The sequence below is a fragment of the Bradyrhizobium sp. USDA 4502 genome (assembly GCF_054063355.1).
Genome location: NZ_JBSSGF010000001.1, coordinates 6,955,281 through 6,974,026, shown reverse-complemented (window position 1 = coordinate 6,974,026; position 18,746 = coordinate 6,955,281). Strand labels below are relative to the sequence as shown.

Below are 18,746 nucleotides of genomic sequence, written 5' to 3'. Positions count from 1 at the left end.
TGATATAGTCCGGATTTGCCGACGCCGGAGCGATCGATCCGGAAACGCAGCGTTTCCGAAAGGCGCCACGGTCGGCCGGGCCTAGCAGAGTTCCGACAACTCGCCGCCGGGCAGCTGGAACTCGAACGTGTTCAGCGTCATCGACACCATCGTGTAGTAGCCGCAGAGGCCGATCACCTCGACCAGGCCGCGTTGGCTCAGCACCTCGATCGCCTCGTCATACAGTGCCTTCGGCAGGCCGTGACCTTCGTGCAGCGCCTTGGCGACGTCGTAGATCACCCTGGCCTTGGGCTCGTCGAAGCTCGGCGTCCGGCGCACGCGAATGTCCTCGATGATCTTCGGATCGAGGCCGCCCTTCAGCGCCAGGCGCTTGTGGGCATACCACTCGTAATGCGCGGTCCAGTGCCGCGCGGTGACGAGGATCGCGATCTCCGACAGTTTTGGGGGAAAGATCGTGTCGAAGCGCAGCACCTCGCCGAGCCGCGTGGCATGCCGTGCCATCTCGGGGCTGTTCAGCCAGGCCATCATCGGCGCGGGTGGCGCGCCGCGCTTGCCGGCAATCGACTCGTCGTAGGTTTCTTTCTGGGCGGCGTTCATTTCGCTAGGCGAAAGCAGCTTCAGCCGCATGTCCGTTTCCTTTTGTTTTTCAAGCGTTACCCCATCTCGGCGATACACCCGATCGCGCGCAGTGAGTAGCGACGCCAGAGCATGGCGCGGCCGCGAGGCATATTGAATTCGGCGGCTGCGTAGGTCTAAGGTCGAATCCAATTCGTCGAATTTGACTGGAAACGCACCATGGCCGACCTCGAGAAATTCCGCGCGGAGACCCGCGCCTGGCTGGAGCAGAATTGCCCGGCGGAGATGCGCAAGCCGATGACCTCGGATGGCGATACCTTCTGGGGTGGCCGCAACACGAAATTCTCGTCCGAAGCGCAGCGCGTCTGGTTCGAGCGGATGCGCGACAAGGGCTGGACCGTGCCGCATTGGCCGAAGGAATATGGCGGCGGAGGCCTCGACGGCGAGGAGGCCAAGATCGTGCGCCAGGAGATGGCTGCGATCGGCGCGCGTCAGCCGCTGACCTCGTTCGGCATCTCGATGCTGGGACCGGCGCTGCTGAAATACGGCACCGAGGAGCAGAAGAAGGAGCATCTGCCGAAGATCACCGCGGGCCTGATCCGCTGGTGCCAGGGCTATTCCGAGCCGAATGCCGGCTCCGACCTCGCCTCGCTGCAGACCCGCGCGGTCGGCGACGGCGACGATTACATCATCAACGGCCAGAAGATCTGGACGTCCTACGCCAACTACGCCGACTGGATCTTCTGCCTGGTGCGCACCGATCCGGCGGCGAAGAAGCATGACGGCATCAGCTTCATCCTGTTCGACATGACCTCGAAGGGCGTGTCGACCAAGCCGATCCTCCTGATCTCGGGCTATTCGCCGTTCTGCGAAACCTTCTTTGACAATGTTCGCGTGCCGAAGTCGCATGTCGTCGGCACCGTCAATCGCGGCTGGGATGTCGCGAAATATCTGCTGCAGCACGAGCGCGCGATGATCTCCGGCATGGGCGAGCGCGGCGTCGGTCGTCCGCTCGGCCAGATCGCCGCCGACTCGATCGGTGCGGACGCGCAGGGCAAGCTCGATGACGCGCAGCTGCGCAGCCAGATCGCGAGCTTCGAGGTCGACGAGGCCGCGCTCGCTGCCGCCGCCGAGCGCGCGGTCGATCTCGCCAAGGCCGGGCAATCGCATCCGGCGTTCTCCTCGGCGATGAAATATTACGGCACCGAGCTCAACAAGCGCCGCTATGAGATCCTGATGTCGGCCGGCGGCATCGACGCGCTGGAATGGGAGAGCGACCGCTCCAAAGGCGGCGCCCGCCCGCGCGCCTGGCTGCGCACCAAGGCCAATTCGATCGAGGGCGGCACCTCGGAGGTGATGCTCGGCATCGTCGCCAAGCGCATCCTCGATTTGCCGGGCGCGTGATCGCTGCACCGTCGTTCCGGGGCGTCGCGAAGCGGCGAACCCTAATGCGCAGTTGCGCATTGTGGAACCTCGAGATTCCGGGTTCGATGCTGTCGCATCGCCCCGGAATGACGAACTCAGACCGTTGCTTAGAACGTTAGATCGGATTTCCAATGGCCCTCGTCCTCACCGAAGAACAATCCATGCTGCGCGACAGTGCGCGCGGCCTCATCAGCGACAAGGCGCCGGTGGCGCATCTGCGGTCCTTGCGCGATGCCAAGGATGCCACCGGCTTCTCGCGCGATCTCTGGAAGACATTTGCGGAGATGGGCTTCTCCGGCCTGCTGGTGCCGGACCAGTTCGGCGGCAGCGGGCTCGGCTGCGTCGAGGCCGGCATCGTCATGGAGGAGATCGGCCGCACCTTGATGCCGTCGCCGTTCCTCGCGACCTCGGTGCTCGCCGCCTCGGCGCTGTCGCGCGGCGGCAGCGAGGCGCAGAAGGCGCAGCATCTGCCGAAGATCGCCGACGGCTCGCTGCTGGCGGCGCTCGCGATCGATGAGGGCGCCAAGCATCGCCCGCTGCAGACGAAGTTGCAGGCCACGCGCTCCGGCAACGGCTTCAAGCTGTCGGGCGACAAGGCCTTCGTGGTCGACGGCCACACCGCCGACCTCCTGATCGTGGCGTCGCGCACGGCCGGCGGCGCCGGCGACAGGAACGGGCTGACGTTGTTCCTGGTCGATCCGAAGGCGAAGGGGCTCGCGGTCGAGCGCACCGCGATGGTCGATTCGCACAACGCGGCGCGCATCGTGTTCGACAATGTCGAGGTCAACGCCGACAGCGTGCTCGGCGAAGTCGATCAGGGCTTTGGGCTGCTCGAGGGCGTGCTCAATATCGGCCGCGGCACGGTGGCGTCCGAAATGGTCGGCCTCTCCGACGAGGTGTTCGGCCGCACCGTGGCCTATCTGAAGGAGCGCAAGCAGTTCGGCAAGGCGATCGGCGAATTCCAGGCGCTGCAGCACCGTGCCGCCCAGCTCTATATCGATATCGAGATCACGCGCGCCGCCGTGCTGAAGGCGTTGCAGGCGCTCGATACGGATGTCGACAAGGCGGCCACCGCGGTCGCGGTGGCAAAAGCGCGTGCCGGCACCACTGCGACGCTGGCCGTGCAGGAGGGCGTGCAGATGCATGGCGGCATGGGCATGACTGACCAGTTCGACATCGGCTTCTTCATGAAGCGCGCCCGCGTCTGCCAGGAGCTGTTCGGCGACAGCAACTTCCACACCGACCAGCTGGCGAGCGGCAAGGGGTATTGATCTTCGCCGCGTCATTGTCGCTACGCAACACGCTGTCATCGCCCGGCTCGCCGCCTTCGCTCAAGCTTCGGCGCGCCTGAAAGCGAAAGCCTCGTCGAAGCCTTGGCGTAGACGGGACCGGGCGTTCCAGTATTCCAGAGACGTCGGCGCTTGAGCCGAGAAGCCGCGGCGTACTGGATCACCCGCTTTCGCGCGGGTGATGACAGCGGTGAGGGCGGCTTGGCATAGGCTCGTCATTGCGAGCGAAGCGAAGCAATCCATCTCTCCACTTGTGGCGAAATGGATTGCTTCGTCGCTTCAGCGCAAAATTGCTTTGCAATTCTGTCGCGAGCTCCTCGCAATGACGATGGAGAGTCTACCGGATCGGCGGCGCGTACTGGACGCCGCCGGCGTTCCAGAGCTGGTTCATGCCGCGCGGGATCTTCAGCTTGGAGTCGGCGCCGACGTTGCGGTCGTAGACCTCGCCGTAATTGCCGACATGGCGGATGATGCGCACCGCCCAGTCCTTGGTCAGACCGAGATCCTCGCCATAGCTGCCCTCGGTGCCGACCAGCCGCATCACCTCCGGCTTCTTCGACTTCAGCGCCTCGTCGATGTTCTTCGAGGTGATGCCGAGCTCTTCGGCGTTGATCATGGCGTACAGCGTCCACTTCACGATCATCATCCAGTCGTCGTCGCGCAAGCGCACCACCGGCGCCAGCGGCTCCTTGGAGATGATGTCGGCGAGGATCGTGTGGTCGCTCGGCTTGGCGAGGTTGAGCCGCAGCGCATAGAGCTGCGAGGCGTCCGACGTCAGCGTATCGCACTGGCCGGAGTTATAGGCCTTCACGACGTCGTCCAGCTTGTCGAACTTCATCTCCGTGTACTTCATGTTGTTGGCACGGAAATAGTCGGCGAGATTGAGCTGCGTCGTGGTGTTGGCTTGCACGCAGACCTTGCTGCCGTTCAGGTCGAGCGCGGAATCGATGTTGCGCGAGCGCGGCAGCATGAAGCCCTGGCCGTCATAATAGGCGACCGCGGGGAAATAGAGGTCGTAATTGGTCTCGCGCGACATGCTCCAGGTGGAGTTGCGCGAGAGGATGTCGACCTTGCGATTCTGCAGCTCCTTGAAGCGCTCGCTGGCGTCGAGCGGCACGAACTTCGCCTTCGACGGGTCGTCGAAGATCGCCGACGCGACCGCGCGGCAGAAGTCGACGTCGAAGCCGGTCCAGTTACCCTTGTCGTCCGGAATCGAGAAGCCCGGCAGGCCCTTGTTGACGCCGCACAGCACGTCGCCGCGACGGACGGTGCGCTTCAGCGTGCGGGTGTCGTAACGCTCATAGGTGATGGCGGCGGCCGCAACCAGCGCGGCGATCGCGAGCCCGATCGTCAGGCCGCCTCGAAATGTACGCATGGGTTCTCTCTCGCGAAGGATCGGGGAAAATCAGGGCGGATATCGAAGGCGGGTAGAGATCAGAGTTCGGGCTTCTGCCGGATGATCACCTTGGTGCCGACCGGAACGCGGTTGTAGAGATCGGCGACGTCGTTGTTGACCAGGCGGAAGCAGCCGGAGGAAACGGCGGTGCCGATGGTGTCGGGCCGGTTGGTGCCGTGGATGCGGTAGACCGTGGTGCCGAGATACATCGCGCGTGCGCCGAGCGGATTGCCCGGGCCGCCCGCCATGAAGCGCGGCAGATAGGGCTGGCGCGCGATCATTTCCGGCGGCGGCACCCAGTCGGGCCACTCGGCCTTACGGGTGATGCTCACGAGGCCCTGCCATTGAAAGCCTTCGCGGCCGACGCCGATACCGTAGCGGAGCGCGCGGCCATTGCCCTGCACCAAATAAAGGTGACGTTCGGCCGTCGCGACGATGATGGTGCCCGGCGCCTCATTGGACCGGTAATACACGACCTGCTTCTGCCATTCCGGGTCGAGCTCGTAGCCGTCGTCAGCAACAAGGCCGGGCTCGTCGGCGTCCGGGCGGTTCTGGGCGAAGCCCTGCGACGTCGACAGCACGAGCGCGCCCGTCGCGATCAACATCCAGACCAGGTGACGAAACTTCGTCATTGAAAGCTCTCCTTGTTGGCACGCGGCCAAATGGTTGCTCCACCCGCAAATCAGGCAGCATCAAATCTCAGCGGCAGCTTGATGGCAAGCTTAGGGCGGCATCACAGGTATATCCCTGTAATGCTTCTGTTTTTTGTCATTGATTGTCGCGGCACGTTGCGCGGGCCGCCTCATTTCGGCGCGATCCAGAGTCGCAAGGCGAACGAGATCAGCGCCACGGTGCCGACGCCGCCGAGCCACAGCGCTGCGAACCACAGCAGGCGCTGGCCGAGCGGCCGCTGATTCGAGCCCTCGGGCATCAGTGGTATCCGTGGCCGGGGCGCACCTTGCCGCGGAACACCCAATAGGCCCAGGCGGTGTAGCCGAGGATCAGCGGCACCAGGATCGAGACGCCGACCAGCATGAAGACCTGGCTGTTGGTCGGTGCCGCCGCCTGCCAGATCGTGATGCTCTGCGGCACGATGTACGGATACATGCTGATGCCGAGTCCGGCATAGGACAGCGCGAACAGCCCGAGCGTCAGGAAGAACGGCTGGTGGTCGTTCTTGTTGCTCAGCGCGCGCAGCAGCAGTGCGGTGACGGCGGCGACCGCGATCGGCACCGGCGCGGTGAGGATGATGTTGGGCCAGGCGAACCAGCGCTGGGTGTACTGCACGCTGAGGAAAGGCGTCGCGATGCTGACGGCGCCGATTGCGCCCAGCATCGCGACCAACAACATCCAGCTCAGATGATAGGCGCGGTCGCGCAGCTCGCCCTCGGTCTTCATCACCAGCCAGGTCGCGCCGAGCAGCGCGTAGCCGATCACCAGCGCGACGCCGGTCAGGACGCTGAACGGCGTCAGCCAATCCCACCAGCCGCCGGCGTACTGGCGGCCCTCGACATGGATGCCCTGCAGGATGGCGCCGAGCGCGATCCCCTGCGCCAGTGTCGCAAGCAGCGAGCCGCCGGCGAAAGCGATATCCCATTTGTTGCGCGCCTTCTGGGTCCGCCAGCGGAATTCGAAGGCGACGCCGCGGAACACGAGGCCGAGCAGCATCGCGATCATCGGCGTGTAGAGCGCCGGCATCAGCACCGCATAGGCCAGCGGAAACGCCGCCATCATGCCGCCGCCGCCGAGCACCAGCCAGGTCTCGTTGCCGTCCCACACCGGCGCCACCGTGTTCATGATGACGTCGCGGTCGGTCTTTTGCGGAAACAGTGGGAACAGGATGCCGAGGCCGAGATCGAAGCCGTCCATCACGACATAGACGAACACGGCAAAGGCGATGATGAAGGCCCAGATCGTGGCGAGATCGATCATCGCGCGCCCTCCACGGCTGCGCCCGCCGCCGGCGTGATGCCGGCCGCGCGGGCCGGAAGATCCTTCGTCGGGCCCTGCTCGCCGGGATGCGGCGGCTGCGCCATCAGCCGCAGGATGTAGATCACGCCCGCGGTGAACACGGCGAAATAGACGATGATGAAGGCGATCAACGACGAGCCCACCGCGGGCGCTGCCAGCGGCGACGCCGAATCGGCGGTCCGCAGCAGCCCGTAGACCGTGAACGGTTGCCGCCCGGTCTCCGTGGTGATCCAGCCCGCGAGCACCGCGATGAAGCCGGCGGGGCCCATCAGCACGGCGAAGCGATGCAGCAGCGGCGACTGGTACATCATCCCCCGCCAGCGCATCAAAAGGCTGAGCAGGCCGAGCCCCATGATCAGGAAGCCGAGGCCGACCATGATGCGGAACGACCAGAAGGTGATCGGCACCGGCGGCCAGTTCTCGCGCGGCACGGTGTCGAGGCCGGCCAGCGGCGCGTCGAGCGAATGCTTCAGGATCAGCGACGACAGTTTCGGCACCTCGATCGCATACTTCACCTTCGCCTCACGCTGGTCGGGCCAGCCGAACAGGATCAGCGGCGCGCCGTCCTTGTGGCTCTGGTAATGGCCTTCCATCGCCATCACCTTGGCGGGCTGGTGCTCCAGCGTGTTGAGGCCGTGCTGGTCGCCGGCGAGGATCTGGATCGGCGCCACCAGGGTGGCCATCCACATCGCCATCGAGAACATCACGCGCGCTCCCGCCAGATGCTGGTCGCGCAGCAGATGCCAGGCACCGACCGCGCCGACCACGAGCGAGGTGGTGAGGTACGCCGCCAGCACCATGTGCACGAGGCGATAGGGGAACGACGGATTGAAGATCACCTTGAGCCAGTCGGCGGCGACGAACTGGCCGTCGGCGTTGACGGCGTGGCCGGTCGGTGTCTGCATCCAGGAATTGGCCGACAGAATCCAGAACGCCGAGATCAGCGTGCCGATCGCGACCATCAGCGTCGCCACGAAGTGCAGCCTGGGGCCGACGCGCTCGAGCCCGAACAGCATCACGCCGAGGAAACCGGCTTCCAGGAAGAATGCGGTCAGCACCTCATAGGCCATCATCGGGCCGATCACCGGCCCGGTCTTGTCGGCAAAGGACGACCAGTTGGTGCCGAACTGGTAGGACATCACGATGCCCGAGACCACGCCCATGCCGAACGCGACCGCGAAGATCTTCAGCCAGTAATTGAACAGGTTGATGTAGACCTCGCGCCTGGTGGCAAGCCACAGCGCTTCCAGCACCGCGAGATAGCTCGCAAGCCCGATCGAGAATGCGGGAAACACGATGTGGAACGACATCGTGAAAGCGAATTGCGCGCGGGCGAGTACGACCGCATCCCAGCCTTCGAACATTACGCACCATCCGTCGTCGACCTGGCGTGGACCTTACCACGTCAGCTGTGACGACAAAGAGGGCGGATTGTCCGACTAGAGCGGGTTGAGTTTTGGCTGGATCGGCTTGGCGCGGTCCCGGTTCACCTCTCCCCGTCGGGGAGAGGTGAGCTTTCGACGCCGTTCCAGCTCAACCTGATTTTCATCAGGCTTTAGCTATTGGCGTTGAGCAGCCGCGCGACGGTGCGGTCGATCTCGTCGTACTGTCCCTCGCCGGCGTGCTGGAACACGATCTTGCCGTTCTGGTCGATCACGTATTGCGCCGGCCAATACTGGTTGCGGTAGGCGTTCCAGGTCTGCGAATTGTTGTCCTGCGCCACCGGATAGAGGATGCCGTGCCGCTTCAGCGCCGCCTGCACGTTGGAGGCCGAATGCTCGAACGGGAATTCCGGCGTGTGGACACCGATCACGACGAGGCCGCGATCCCGGTACTTCGAATAGAGCTGGGTGACGTGCGGCAGCGTGTTGACGCAGTTGACGCAGCCATAGGTCCAGAAATCCACCAGCACGACCTTGCCGCGCAGGTCGGCGAGCCTGAGCGGCTGCGAATTGAACCAGTTGCTGATGCCGACGAATTCGGGCGCGGTCTGGCTCTGTCCGGTTGTCATGGCGATCGCCCGCGGCACCGGCTGTGCCGGCGCGTCTGACTCGGTGCAGAGGCCGGGAATGACGGCGCCGCCGAGGCCAAGGCCCGTAACCAGAGCGGATACGGCAATCAAGCGCAGGGACATCGATATCTCCTTTGGGCTTACAGGCCGATCTGGCCGTTGGGATAGAACTGGGTCAGCCACGCCACGATCAGCGTGTCGTATTGCAGGTAGGACAGCGCGGCGAATGCGACGATCACGACGCCGAAGCCCTGCTGCAGGCGCGGCGCGATCCGCGCCATGCTGCGCACGCGCGTGGTGACGGCCTGTCCGCCATAGGCAATCGCAAGCATCGGGATCGCGGCGCCGATCGCGTAGGTGACGAGCTGCAGGCTCGCCCACGCGGTGTCCTTCGAGGTCGCGACGATGGTCAGGATCGAGCCGAGCACGGGGCCGGCGCACGGCGTCCACACCAGGCCGAGCGTAGAGCCGAGCACGAAGCCGCCGAACAGGCTTTGCGACGGCGCGGCATGACCGAGGCTGCCCTGTTGTTTAGACGCGCTTTCTTGACGCGAACCGGTTTCGCTCGAAAACGCTTTGGTAGCGCCGGTGAGCCGGATCGACAGCCATTCGAACGGCGCCGGCCAGATCATCAGGAGGCCGAAGCCCGCGAGCAGCACGGCCGCGCCGGTCCGCAGCACGTTCGGATCGAAATCGAAGGCGCGCGTGATCGCGCTCAGCAGCAATGCCACCGCAGAGAATGACATCACGAAGCCGAGCGCGATCATCGCGGGCCGCGCCTTGCCGGTCTGGCCTATCGATACCCCGAGCAGGATCGGCAGCATCGGCAGGGTGCAAGGGGCGGCGACGGTGGCGACACCGGCAAGCAGGGCAAGGGCAAGGCTGAGCATCGTCATCCGTCCATCAGAGTCCCGGCGCGCCAGAGGGCCGTGCCGGGTACGCCTGATGTTCTTCGCGAGGACGGTTTGGCCGTTACGGCGGGCCGGTCGCGGGCCGCGTCACGTCTGTGTGAGGCGAGGTGCACTCGGCTTCACGACGTCGCGTCAAATACAGAGCGACCCGGCTGGGGGGCATCCCGGCCGGGTCGTTGGAGGCTACTTGGGAGGTTAGAACGAAGAAGTATCGAAACCGGTTCAGTGAATTGGGGTTGGGGTTGCGTCGTTGGATATAGGTATAGAGGTCGCGTTTTTCCGGGTGATGTCGTCGATTGTTTCAATTGTTTCGTCGCCTGAATTTTTCGGCTTCGTGAACAATTGCCCGGGTCGCGTGATTTCCATTTAAGGTATTGAATTTGCAGTCTTTTATGCGGCGACGCTATCCACGCCGGCACCCCGCAGGAGGTCGGCGAGCTGCTTGCGGGCATAGAACATGCGGGTCTTCACCGTGCTCTGCGGGATCCCGATGATCTGCCCGGCCTCCTCGACCGACTTCTCATGGTAGTAGACCAGATTGATGATCTCGCGGTGAGCCGGCGACAGCTTGGCCACGCAGGCGCGGAGGATCTCGCTGGTGGTGGCGCGATCGAGCGAGGTTTCCGGCGTGTCGGCGCCGTCGGCGATCTCCAGCACGTCGTCCTGGTCGATGTCCTCATGCTTGCGCTGGCGTAGCGCGGTCAGCGCCTTGAAGCGGGCGATCGAGAGCAGCCAGGTCGAGACCTGCGAGCGGCCCTCGAATTGGGCCGCGGTGCGCCAGACGTCCAGGAACACCTGGCTCACCAGGTCCTCGGCCATCGTGGTGTCGCGCACCATGCGGAGCACGAAGCGGTAAACCCGGACGTTATGACGGGAATAGAGCGTGTGCATCGAGGTGCGGTTATTCTTGGCGATACGCGCGAGCAGCGTTTCATCCGAGGTCGCGCGAGCAGCGTCGATATGCTTCGTGGCTGCAGAGTTGATGGCGATGACGTTCGGCATGACAGGCTCCCAGTTCGCCGTTGGGCGGCGGTTCGTTGGGAGAATTGTTAGTTACGGCCCGTTTCCGGATGTCTGCGCGAAAAGCGGAAAATGGTTTCGTGAACGGGAGAATTGTTTCGTCGCCGGCCCGACGACGAAACATTCGGGACCAAAAAGCCAATAATTTCAATGCGAGGAAAATTCGAACGGCCGGATTCCCGCCGTCGGAACGAATCCGGCTGTTATGACTTCTGGCACTGTCGGGGCTTATTCGGCCGCCTGCAGCGAGGGCGCCGCCTTTTTCGGGGCAATCCAGAACGCATCGGGCCGTTCGAACAGGAAATTGGCCCGCGCCGCCAGCGCCAGCCGCCAGATCAAGAGCGAGCCGGCGACGCCGACCGCGGTCACGATCAGCGAGATCAGGCCGATGTCGTGGATGACGCCGAAGCGCAGCAGAAGGGTGCGTGACGCCGCCATCGGCAGGAAGAAGGCGAGATAGATCACGATCGAATGCTCGCCGCAGAAGCGCAGGAAGCCAAGCCAGTGCGCGCGCGCCAGCAGCGTGCCGGTCACGATGATCGCGCAGGCGCCGGCAAAGCCGAGTGCCAGCGAGACGACCGGCCATTCGCTCACCTCGAGCGCAACCAGGCCGCCATTGATCAGCGCCCAGAGCCCAAGCCCGAGCAGGGCAAGCGCAGGCCGTGCCCGCGCGCGGTCCGAGAGCGCGAACACGTAATCGGCGAGGACATAGCCGGTGTAGAAGTAGACGAAGCGCGAGCAGAATTCGTCGACCACGGTCCAGCCGGTCGCGACATGCGCGGTCTCCAGCGCTGCCGCGATCAGCCAGATCACGAGCGGGTGGACGTTGCGCGCGAGCTTGGTGACGACGAAGAAGATCGGCAGCAGATAGATGAACCACAGCGTGCCGAACGGCTCGATGAAGGACTCGAGGTATTGCAGCCCAACCTGGGCCCAACCGGTCTCGGCGGCCAGCGACGGCGCCTTGAAGCCGAACTGGATCGTCACCCAGAGCACGTAGAAATAGGCGAAGTGCATCACCTTGCGGTCGAGATAGGTGCGCCAGTCGCGATCGATCACGACCGACAGGAACAGGCCCGAGATCAGGAAGAAGTCAGGCATCCGGAACGGCTTCGCGAACATCACGACGTAATGCATGAAGCCGGTCTGCTCGGCGGCCTTCTCGACCCCCAGCACCGAATGCATCATCACGACCATGATGATGCAGATGCCCTTGGCGTAGTCGACCCAGTCGACGCGTCCGCTCGCGCCTGGGGCGGAACGATCTGTCGCAGCGGCTGTGCCGTTCGTGGTCATCTTTGTCTCGTTCCGGCGTGATCGTGCCTATCATCGGCCCGATCGGTTGCTTTCTCCTTTATTGATACAAATGGTGTGCCACCAAACCGGACCTTTCCGCGGGTTTCCCGTAGCCGGCGAATGGTCTAAGAGGCGAGGGAATCCGACACGGATTGTTAACCATGGGACGCAGCCCGGCCCGAGCGCCGCTGCGATGATGAAAAGTCCTTGCCGCGCCAATTCGATAGTCCGCTGCCGATCGACGCCGTGCTCGATGAGCTCGATCGCACGCTCGAGGGCCACAACGCCGCGGTGCTGGTGGCGCCGCCGGGCGCCGGCAAGACCACGCGCGTGCCGTTGGCGTTGCTCGATGCACCCTGGGCGAGGGGCAAGAAGATCATCGTGCTGGAGCCGCGCCGCATCGCCGCGCGCGCCAGCGCGGAGCGGATGGCGAAGACGCTCGGCGAGCGTGCCGGCGAGACCGTCGGCTATCGCGTGCGCTTCGGCTCGAAGGTGTCGCGCGCGACTCGGATCGAGGTCGTCACCGAAGGCATCTTCTCGCGCCAGATCCTCGACGATCCCGAGCTCAACGGCGTCGCCGCGGTGCTATTCGACGAATTCCACGAGCGCTCGCTCGATGCCGATCTCGGGCTGGCGCTGGCGCGCGACGCGCAGACCGGCCTGCGCGAGGACCTGCGGATCCTCGTGATGTCGGCAACGCTCGACGGCGCACGCGTCGGAAAACTGCTCGGCGACGCGCCGGTGGTCGAAAGTGAGGGGCGCGCCTTTCCGGTCGAGACCCGTTACGTCGGCCGCAAGGTCGACGCGCCGCTGGAGCGGCAGATGGCCGAGACGATCGCGGCCGCGCTGCGCGCCGATGCCGGCTCGGTGCTCGCCTTCCTACCGGGCGCCGCCGAGATCCGCCGCACCCAGACTTTTTTGGCCGAGCGCGTGCACGACGCCGCGGTCGAGATCGTGCCGCTGTTCGCCGCGCTCGATGCCAGCGTGCAGGATCGCGCCATCGCGCCGGCGCCGAAGGGCACCCGCAAGGTGGTGCTGGCGACCTCGATCGCCGAGACCTCGCTGACCATCGAGGGCGTCCGCATTGTGGTCGATTCCGGCCTCGCGCGGGTGCCGCGCTACGAGCCAGACATTGCATTGACGCGGCTCGAGACTGTGCGGGCGTCGCGCGCCGCGGTGGATCAGCGGCGCGGCCGCGCCGGCCGCATCGAGCCCGGCGTCTGCTACCGGCTCTGGGACGAGCCGCAGACCGCGTCGCTACCGGCCTACACCGCGCCCGAAATCCTCTCCGCCGATCTGTCCTCGCTGGTGCTCGACCTCGCGCAATGGGGCGTCAGCGATCCCGCGGGCCTTGCCTTCCTCGATCCACCGCCGGGACCGGCGCTGAAGGAAGCCAGATCGCTGCTGTCGGAGCTCGGGGCGCTCGACGGTGATGGCCGCATGACAGAGGAAGGGCAGAGCCTGCGCGCGCTGGCGCTGCCGCCGCGGCTGGCGCGCATGATCGTGGATTCCGCCCGCTTCGGTATGGGCGAGGAGGCGGCCGAGATCGCCGCGGTTCTGACCGAGCGCGGGCTCGGCGGCGACAGTGTCGATCTCGACGTCAGGCTCGACCAGTTCCGCCGCGACCGTTCGCAGCGCGCATCGAGCGCTCGCAGCATGGCGGCGCGCTGGGCCGCGCAGGTGAAGTCGGCTGTCGGCGAAGCGAAGGATCTCTCCACCGGCGTCATGCTGGCCTTCGCATTCCCGGATCGGGTCGCCAGGAACCGCGGCAATGGCAGCTTCGTGCTGGCCAACGGCCGCGGTGCCGCCGTCGAGCAGACCGCGGCGCTGGCGCGGCTGCCTTATATCGCGGTCGCCGAACTGACCGGCACGGCCGCGAGCGGCCGCATCCTGCTGGCGGCGCCGATCACCCAGGAGGAGATCGAGCAGCGTTTCGCCGACCAGATCGAGAACGTGGAAGAGGTGACGTTCGACCGCGGCGCGATGGCGCTGCGCGCGCGGCGCCGGCGTTCGCTGCACGCGATCACGCTGTCGGAAGCACCGATGTCGCTGTCGCCCTCGGCCGAGACCGCGCGCGTCTTCGCCGACGGGCTCATCGCGGCCGGGCTCGACCGGTTGCCGTGGTCGAAGCACTCCAAGCAATGGCGCGACCGTGTCATGTTCCTGCGCAAGGCCGAGGACGAGAGCTGGCCCGATCTGTCCGACACCGCGCTCGCCGCGCGTGCCGACGACTGGCTGGTGCCGGCGCTCTGCGACAAGACCGCGCTGAAGGACCTGTCCGCCGGCGACCTGTCGGACGCGTTGATGGCGTTGCTGCCGTGGGAATTGCGCGCGCGGCTCGATCGCGAGGCGCCGACGCATTTCGAGGCGCCGACCGGAACGCAGCTCGCGATCGATTACGAGGCCGAGCAGGGCCCGACCATCGCGGTGCGGCTGCAGGAGCTGTTCGGGCTCAACACCCATCCCTCGATCGCCAAGGGCGCGGTGCCGCTGGTGCTGGAACTGCTGTCGCCGGCACAGCGGCCGGTGCAGGTGACGCGCGATCTGCCCGGCTTCTGGCGCGGCAGTTACGCTGCGGTGCGTTCCGACCTGCGCGGCCGCTATCCGCGCCATCCCTGGCCGGAAGATCCCGCCAGCGCGATGCCGACCAGGCGCGTGAAACCGCGCGGCACGTGACGGGTCGCGAATCTCATGCATCGCCGTCATTGCGAGGAGCGATAGCGACGAAGCAATCCATCGTTCCGCGCATGCCGCACGATGGATTGCTTCGCTTCGCTCGCAATGACGGGCATAGACCCGCACCATCCGGGACGTAACGCTGGCGAGCGTCCGCAAACGGTGGTTAGATTTGCACGCTGGGATGGGATCACGGGCTCGCAGTTTGGGGAGGTCACCGTGGAGATCAAGAACGCATCGCCGTCGCTGTACAACGAAGACCTGGCGCCGGCCAAGGAACGCAACTGGGGCGCCTTCAGCATCTTCAACGTCTGGACCTCGGACGTGCATAGCCTGTGGGGCTATTATCTCGCCGCCAGCCTGTTCCTGCTCTGCGGCAGCTTCGTCAATTTCATCCTCGCGATCGGCGTCGGGTCGCTGGTGATCTTCGTGCTGATGAGCCTGATCGGCAATGCCGGCGTGAGGACCGGCGTGCCCTATCCGGTGCTGGCGCGCGCCTCGTTCGGGGTCTGGGGCGCCAACATTCCGGCGCTGGTCCGCGCTGTCGTCGCCTGCTTCTGGTACGGCGCGCAGACTGCGGCGGCCTCGGGCGCGATCGTTGCGCTGCTGACGCGCATCGACAGCTTCAAGGCGTTCCACCAGTCCAGCCATATGCTCGGCCATTCCACGCTCGAGGTGATCTGCTTCGTCGTGATCTGGGCGCTGCAGCTCCTGATCATCCAGCGCGGCATGGAAACGGTGCGGCGCTTCCAGGACTGGGCGGGACCTGCGGTGTGGTTGATGATGCTGATCCTTGCGATCTATCTGTGCATCGCGGCCGGCGGCATCTCGCTCACCGCGCCGATCCCGCAGGACGTGCTGCTGGAGAAGACCAAGGAGGCTGGCGTACCCGGCGTGCCCGGCTCGTTCCCGGCGCTGTGCGCCGTCGCCGCGACCTGGATCACCTATTTCGCCGCCCTCTATCTCAACTTCTGCGACTTCTCGCGCTATGCGCCCGATGCAGCCGCGCTGCGCAAGGGCAATATCTGGGGCCTGCCGGTCAATCTGATCCTGTTCTCGCTGGTCGCCGGCGTCACCACGATCGCGGCGTTCAACGTCTATCACGAGGTGCTGCTGCATCCCGACCAGATTTCGGCGAAGTTCGACAGCTGGTTCCTGGCGCTGCTCGCGGCGGTCACCTTCGCGGTGGCGACGCTCGGCATCAACGTCGTCGCCAATTTCGTCTCGCCGGCGTTCGATTTCTCGAACGTGTTTCCGCGGCATATCGACTTCAAGAAGGGCGGCTATATCGCGGCGCTGATCGCGCTGGCGCTGTATCCGTTCGCGCCCTGGGAGGGCAGCGCCGCCTCGTTCGTCGGGCTGATCGGCGCGACGATGGGACCGATCTTCGGCGTCATGATGGTCGACTATTACCTGATCGCCAAAGGCCGTGTGAACGTGCCGGCGCTGTATCAGGAGAACGGCGAATATCGCTTTCAGAACGGCTGGAACGTCAGCGCGCTGATCGCCGCCGGCATCGGCGCGCTGTTCTCGTCGGTGCTGCCGAACTTCACCTCGATCCTGCCGGCGTGGTGGGCGGTCTATGGCTGGTTCTTCGGTGTCGGGATCGCGGGCGCGGTCTATTACGCGCTGCGCGTTGCGATGCCGAGCCCGGTCGCCAGGACGGCCTGAGAGACGGCCTGAGAGACGGCCTGAGGGCCGGAAATTGCGGCCCTCGCGGGCGACCGACGTCATTCGGCCGCCCCTTGGGGCTCGCATTAACCCTTCGCTCATCCTTTTCGCCAAAATGGCAGGCTCGTGCCGCCGCCCTCGCTCGCGGCGGGGCGGGCGGCGTGGTGAAATTGCGTGTTCGGTTTTCCGAGTATGGTGTCATGCGTAACCTGATGATTTTCGCGGCCATCCTGATCGGGCTGGGCACCTTCATGGCTCAGATGGCCAGCAAGATGTCGCCCGCCGCCGCGACCACCACAAAGCAGATCATGGCCCCAGCCGTCACGGTGGCGCAGGCCAGCGCCCGCACGCTCAGTATTGCGCCCGATCCTCGCGGTCATTTCGCGACCGACGGCCGGATCGACGGCCAGCGCATCAACTTCATGGTCGACACCGGCGCCTCGGTGGTAGCCCTGAACGAAACGTCCGCGGCACGCTTCGGCCTGCGTCCGGTGCCGGGCGATTACACCTCGCGCGTCACCACTGCCAACGGCACCATCAAGGCCGCGCGCGCCCGCATCGCCATGATCGAGATCGGCGGCCTCACCGTGCGCGACGTCGACGCCCTGGTGCTGCCCGACGAGGCGCTGTCGGAAAACCTGCTCGGCCTGTCCTTCCTGTCGAAGCTGAAGCGCTTCGAATATGCCAACGGCAAATTGTTGCTGGAGCAGTAAGGCCGATTGGCATCAAAGCCTATCCAAGTCTTCCGCTGGATGTCTTCCTCCGTGATGCGCATCGTCTCCTCAGAACGGCAGAAATTCCGCCGAAACTGAGGAAGGCGGACACACAAGTCGCCGCGAGGGAATTCAGTGCGCTGCTTGTTCACATTTTGGGAATGAGAGCGTAGTCGAGTCGATCTTCGCGACGGCGCGGCATTTGCGCCAGACGTTCGCGGGCAACGTCAGACCTGAGGCGCTTTCGCAGAGCGTCGCGCCGATCTCCCGGCGTGCTCACTGTAAATCCCTACTGCACTCTCTGATATAGCCGGGCGGGTCGTCGACATTCGGGCAGCGCACGACCTGAACGCAAAAGACTTCATCACCGTGTTTGAATATCGAGACTTTTAAACGCTCGCCTCTCTCCGTCGGTTTCCCAATAATAGCTATGCCTAGGCCGGCATCGTCACCCGATAGCGACACCTCATCTTCCCCAAAAGGAAAAACGGATAGACACTCTTTCGGCACATCAATCCATTGCCCATTGTGTTCAATGCGCATCGACCGTTCCAAGCCTACCCCAAACCCTTTCTTTTCCGGGTTTCGGTCGCAAACTGCCTTGAGGGTGCGAAGTTCGATCTTCGCAAGATCCCCGCCTTGTTGATTTTTGAAAGTCAAAGTCACGACATCCGGCTTACACCAGGGGCCCGAGTTTGCCTTGCATACCGTTGAATTGGCGAGCAGAAGGCATAAGGCTCCGGCGAGCACGAACATTTTCATCGGCATGACTCAATATTTGTATCGATTCCAATCAGGCATTCTCGACCCCGTTGGCTTGCCGTGAAGCCAATACAAATAGCTCCCACCCCAAGATCCAACCCACGCTCGATAATCCGGAGTTTTCTGCGAATAAGCCTTCGCATTGTCTAGATCTCCATCACTCTCGTGCTGATCATCCCAGTGCATGTGCCGACGTGCCACCGCACCGCTGTCGCCAAACCCCACACCACCGCCCAGCGCTCCGTCTTGGAATCCGCGCGCTATCTGATCGTAGTAATATAGTCCGCCGCGCTTATGAATTTCCACGCCCAGTTCCGGGATAAAACCCCTGCTCTTGGTCTCTTCCGGGTAATATTGGGCACCAAGGTCTATCATTTCCTTACGGGCAGCGTCCCATGCGCGCTCCGCGCTCTCGAAACCGATCCCCGCATTGCGGCTCGGAAAGTCGCCACCTTCGGCGCCGCCAAAGCGCTTGATGCCAGCGACGCCACCCGATCCGCTGGGGCTGTTGCCCGTCGCCGGCCCGTTGACGCCGGGCTGACCGGCTGCTGTCGCAGGCTGTTGCGGCTGGGTTTGCGGCTGTGGCCGCGTTAGTTGAGTCGATGTCGGCGGCTGTTGAATCTGCGCCTGTTGAGTTACGCCATCCGCGGCGAACGGATCGTGGTCAACGGGAACGAGCGAGTAGTCATCGAAATCCGGCTGATGGTCCACCGGCACCAGAGAGTAATCAGGCATTGATCATCACCTACAGATATTGCGGGCATCTTCGGGCGAGCGCGTGCGGCGCGCCTCGCGGAGAGTGCTGGGTTGGCTTTGAGTGTTTGAAGGCAAGTGCTTGAAGGCAAGTGCTTGAAGGATAGCTTGCGCGGCGGCGCGGAAGTGTCGCTTCCGGCTCGGCTTGTCCATCGTGTTCGCCGGACCGCCGCCTGTCGGCGAGGTCGGCCCTGGCTATCGGCCAGCTCAGTTCGTTGCGGTGGCCAATTGCGGCGCGCCCGGCAGTGGATTGGCCGACAGCGTCTTGTCCAATTC

17 protein-coding genes are annotated in these 18,746 nt (G+C 64.6%); 5 read left to right on the top strand and 12 right to left on the bottom strand.

What is annotated here, in order from left to right; genetic code table 11:
* Positions 1 to 81: 81 nt before the first annotated feature.
* Positions 82 to 627 carry a carboxymuconolactone decarboxylase family protein gene (locus ACVW1B_RS32590; protein ID WP_253606226.1) on the bottom strand — a complete coding sequence of 182 codons (546 nt, stop codon included), beginning with the start codon at positions 625 to 627 and terminating at the stop codon, positions 82 to 84.
* A gap of 168 nt (positions 628 to 795) precedes the next feature.
* Here ACVW1B_RS32590 and ACVW1B_RS32585 point away from each other — a divergent pair, with 168 nt between their 5' ends.
* Both ACVW1B_RS32585 and ACVW1B_RS32580 read left to right on the top strand, forming a co-directional pair.
* Complete coding sequence (locus ACVW1B_RS32585) at positions 796 to 1,980, top strand: acyl-CoA dehydrogenase family protein (RefSeq protein ID WP_253606228.1); 1,185 nt, start codon at positions 796 to 798, stop codon at positions 1,978 to 1,980.
* A 152-nt stretch (positions 1,981 to 2,132) separates the two neighbouring features.
* Positions 2,133 to 3,272, top strand: a complete 1,140-nt coding sequence (locus ACVW1B_RS32580; RefSeq protein ID WP_253606230.1) for an acyl-CoA dehydrogenase family protein — start codon at positions 2,133 to 2,135, stop codon at positions 3,270 to 3,272.
* A gap of 355 nt (positions 3,273 to 3,627) precedes the next feature.
* On the opposite strand, the gene ACVW1B_RS32575 is transcribed toward ACVW1B_RS32580, so the two are convergent.
* The 9 genes from ACVW1B_RS32575 to ACVW1B_RS32535 all read right to left on the bottom strand — a co-directional run bounded on the left by ACVW1B_RS32575 (position 3,628) and on the right by ACVW1B_RS32535 (position 11,895).
* A complete protein-coding gene (locus ACVW1B_RS32575; RefSeq protein ID WP_038385646.1) occupies positions 3,628 to 4,665 on the bottom strand; it encodes an amino acid ABC transporter substrate-binding protein in 1,038 nt (345 codons plus the stop codon).
* 59 nt (positions 4,666 to 4,724) lie between these two features.
* Positions 4,725 to 5,318, bottom strand: a complete 594-nt coding sequence (locus tag ACVW1B_RS32570) for a L,D-transpeptidase (RefSeq protein ID WP_253606232.1) — start codon at positions 5,316 to 5,318, stop codon at positions 4,725 to 4,727.
* Positions 5,319 to 5,488: 170 nt separating this feature from the next.
* Positions 5,489 to 5,617 carry a DUF2474 domain-containing protein gene (locus ACVW1B_RS32565; protein WP_156436394.1) on the bottom strand — a complete coding sequence of 43 codons (129 nt, stop codon included), beginning with the start codon at positions 5,615 to 5,617 and terminating at the stop codon, positions 5,489 to 5,491.
* Positions 5,617 to 6,618, bottom strand: coding sequence for a cytochrome d ubiquinol oxidase subunit II (gene cydB / locus ACVW1B_RS32560; RefSeq protein WP_057018993.1), 1,002 nt, complete (start codon positions 6,616 to 6,618; stop codon positions 5,617 to 5,619). The genes ACVW1B_RS32565 and cydB overlap by 1 nt, the downstream gene beginning before the upstream one ends.
* Positions 6,615 to 8,021 (bottom strand): cytochrome ubiquinol oxidase subunit I, encoded by a 1,407-nt coding sequence (locus tag ACVW1B_RS32555; RefSeq protein ID WP_253606234.1) that lies wholly within the window; start codon positions 8,019 to 8,021, stop codon positions 6,615 to 6,617. The genes cydB and ACVW1B_RS32555 overlap by 4 nt, the downstream gene beginning before the upstream one ends.
* A 191-nt stretch (positions 8,022 to 8,212) precedes the next feature.
* Positions 8,213 to 8,791 carry a thioredoxin family protein gene (locus ACVW1B_RS32550; RefSeq protein WP_076834906.1) on the bottom strand — a complete coding sequence of 193 codons (579 nt, stop codon included), beginning with the start codon at positions 8,789 to 8,791 and terminating at the stop codon, positions 8,213 to 8,215.
* A 17-nt stretch (positions 8,792 to 8,808) separates the two neighbouring features.
* Positions 8,809 to 9,558, bottom strand: a complete 750-nt coding sequence (locus ACVW1B_RS32545; RefSeq protein ID WP_309145048.1) for a cytochrome c biogenesis CcdA family protein — start codon at positions 9,556 to 9,558, stop codon at positions 8,809 to 8,811.
* A 411-nt stretch (positions 9,559 to 9,969) separates the two neighbouring features.
* A complete protein-coding gene (locus ACVW1B_RS32540) occupies positions 9,970 to 10,581 on the bottom strand; it encodes a sigma-70 family RNA polymerase sigma factor (RefSeq protein WP_057018990.1) in 612 nt (203 codons plus the stop codon).
* Positions 10,582 to 10,827: 246 nt separating this feature from the next.
* Positions 10,828 to 11,895, bottom strand: a complete 1,068-nt coding sequence (locus ACVW1B_RS32535; protein WP_253606237.1) for an acyltransferase family protein — start codon at positions 11,893 to 11,895, stop codon at positions 10,828 to 10,830.
* Positions 11,896 to 12,102: 207 nt separating this feature from the next.
* On the opposite strand from ACVW1B_RS32535, the gene hrpB reads away from it, so the two are divergent.
* The 3 genes from hrpB (at position 12,103) to ACVW1B_RS32520 (ending at position 16,955) form a co-directional block, all read left to right on the top strand.
* Positions 12,103 to 14,571, top strand: a complete 2,469-nt coding sequence (gene hrpB / locus ACVW1B_RS32530) for an ATP-dependent helicase HrpB (RefSeq protein ID WP_253606239.1) — start codon at positions 12,103 to 12,105, stop codon at positions 14,569 to 14,571.
* A 219-nt stretch (positions 14,572 to 14,790) separates the two neighbouring features.
* On the top strand, positions 14,791 to 16,242 hold the full coding sequence (locus ACVW1B_RS32525; protein ID WP_057018987.1) for an NCS1 family nucleobase:cation symporter-1: 1,452 nt from the start codon (positions 14,791 to 14,793) through the stop codon (positions 16,240 to 16,242).
* Positions 16,243 to 16,454: 212 nt separating this feature from the next.
* The gene (locus ACVW1B_RS32520; protein WP_316398627.1) at positions 16,455 to 16,955 is read left to right on the top strand and encodes a TIGR02281 family clan AA aspartic protease; all 501 of its coding nucleotides are present in this window, start codon (positions 16,455 to 16,457) and stop codon (positions 16,953 to 16,955) included.
* A 276-nt stretch (positions 16,956 to 17,231) separates the two neighbouring features.
* On the opposite strand, the gene ACVW1B_RS32515 is transcribed toward ACVW1B_RS32520, so the two are convergent.
* Positions 17,232 to 17,717, bottom strand: coding sequence for a hypothetical protein (locus tag ACVW1B_RS32515; RefSeq protein ID WP_143029463.1), 486 nt, complete (start codon positions 17,715 to 17,717; stop codon positions 17,232 to 17,234).
* Positions 17,718 to 17,726: 9 nt separating this feature from the next.
* The gene (locus ACVW1B_RS32510; RefSeq protein ID WP_456822731.1) at positions 17,727 to 18,452 is read right to left on the bottom strand and encodes a hypothetical protein; all 726 of its coding nucleotides are present in this window, start codon (positions 18,450 to 18,452) and stop codon (positions 17,727 to 17,729) included.
* Positions 18,453 to 18,746: the final 294 nt, after the last annotated feature.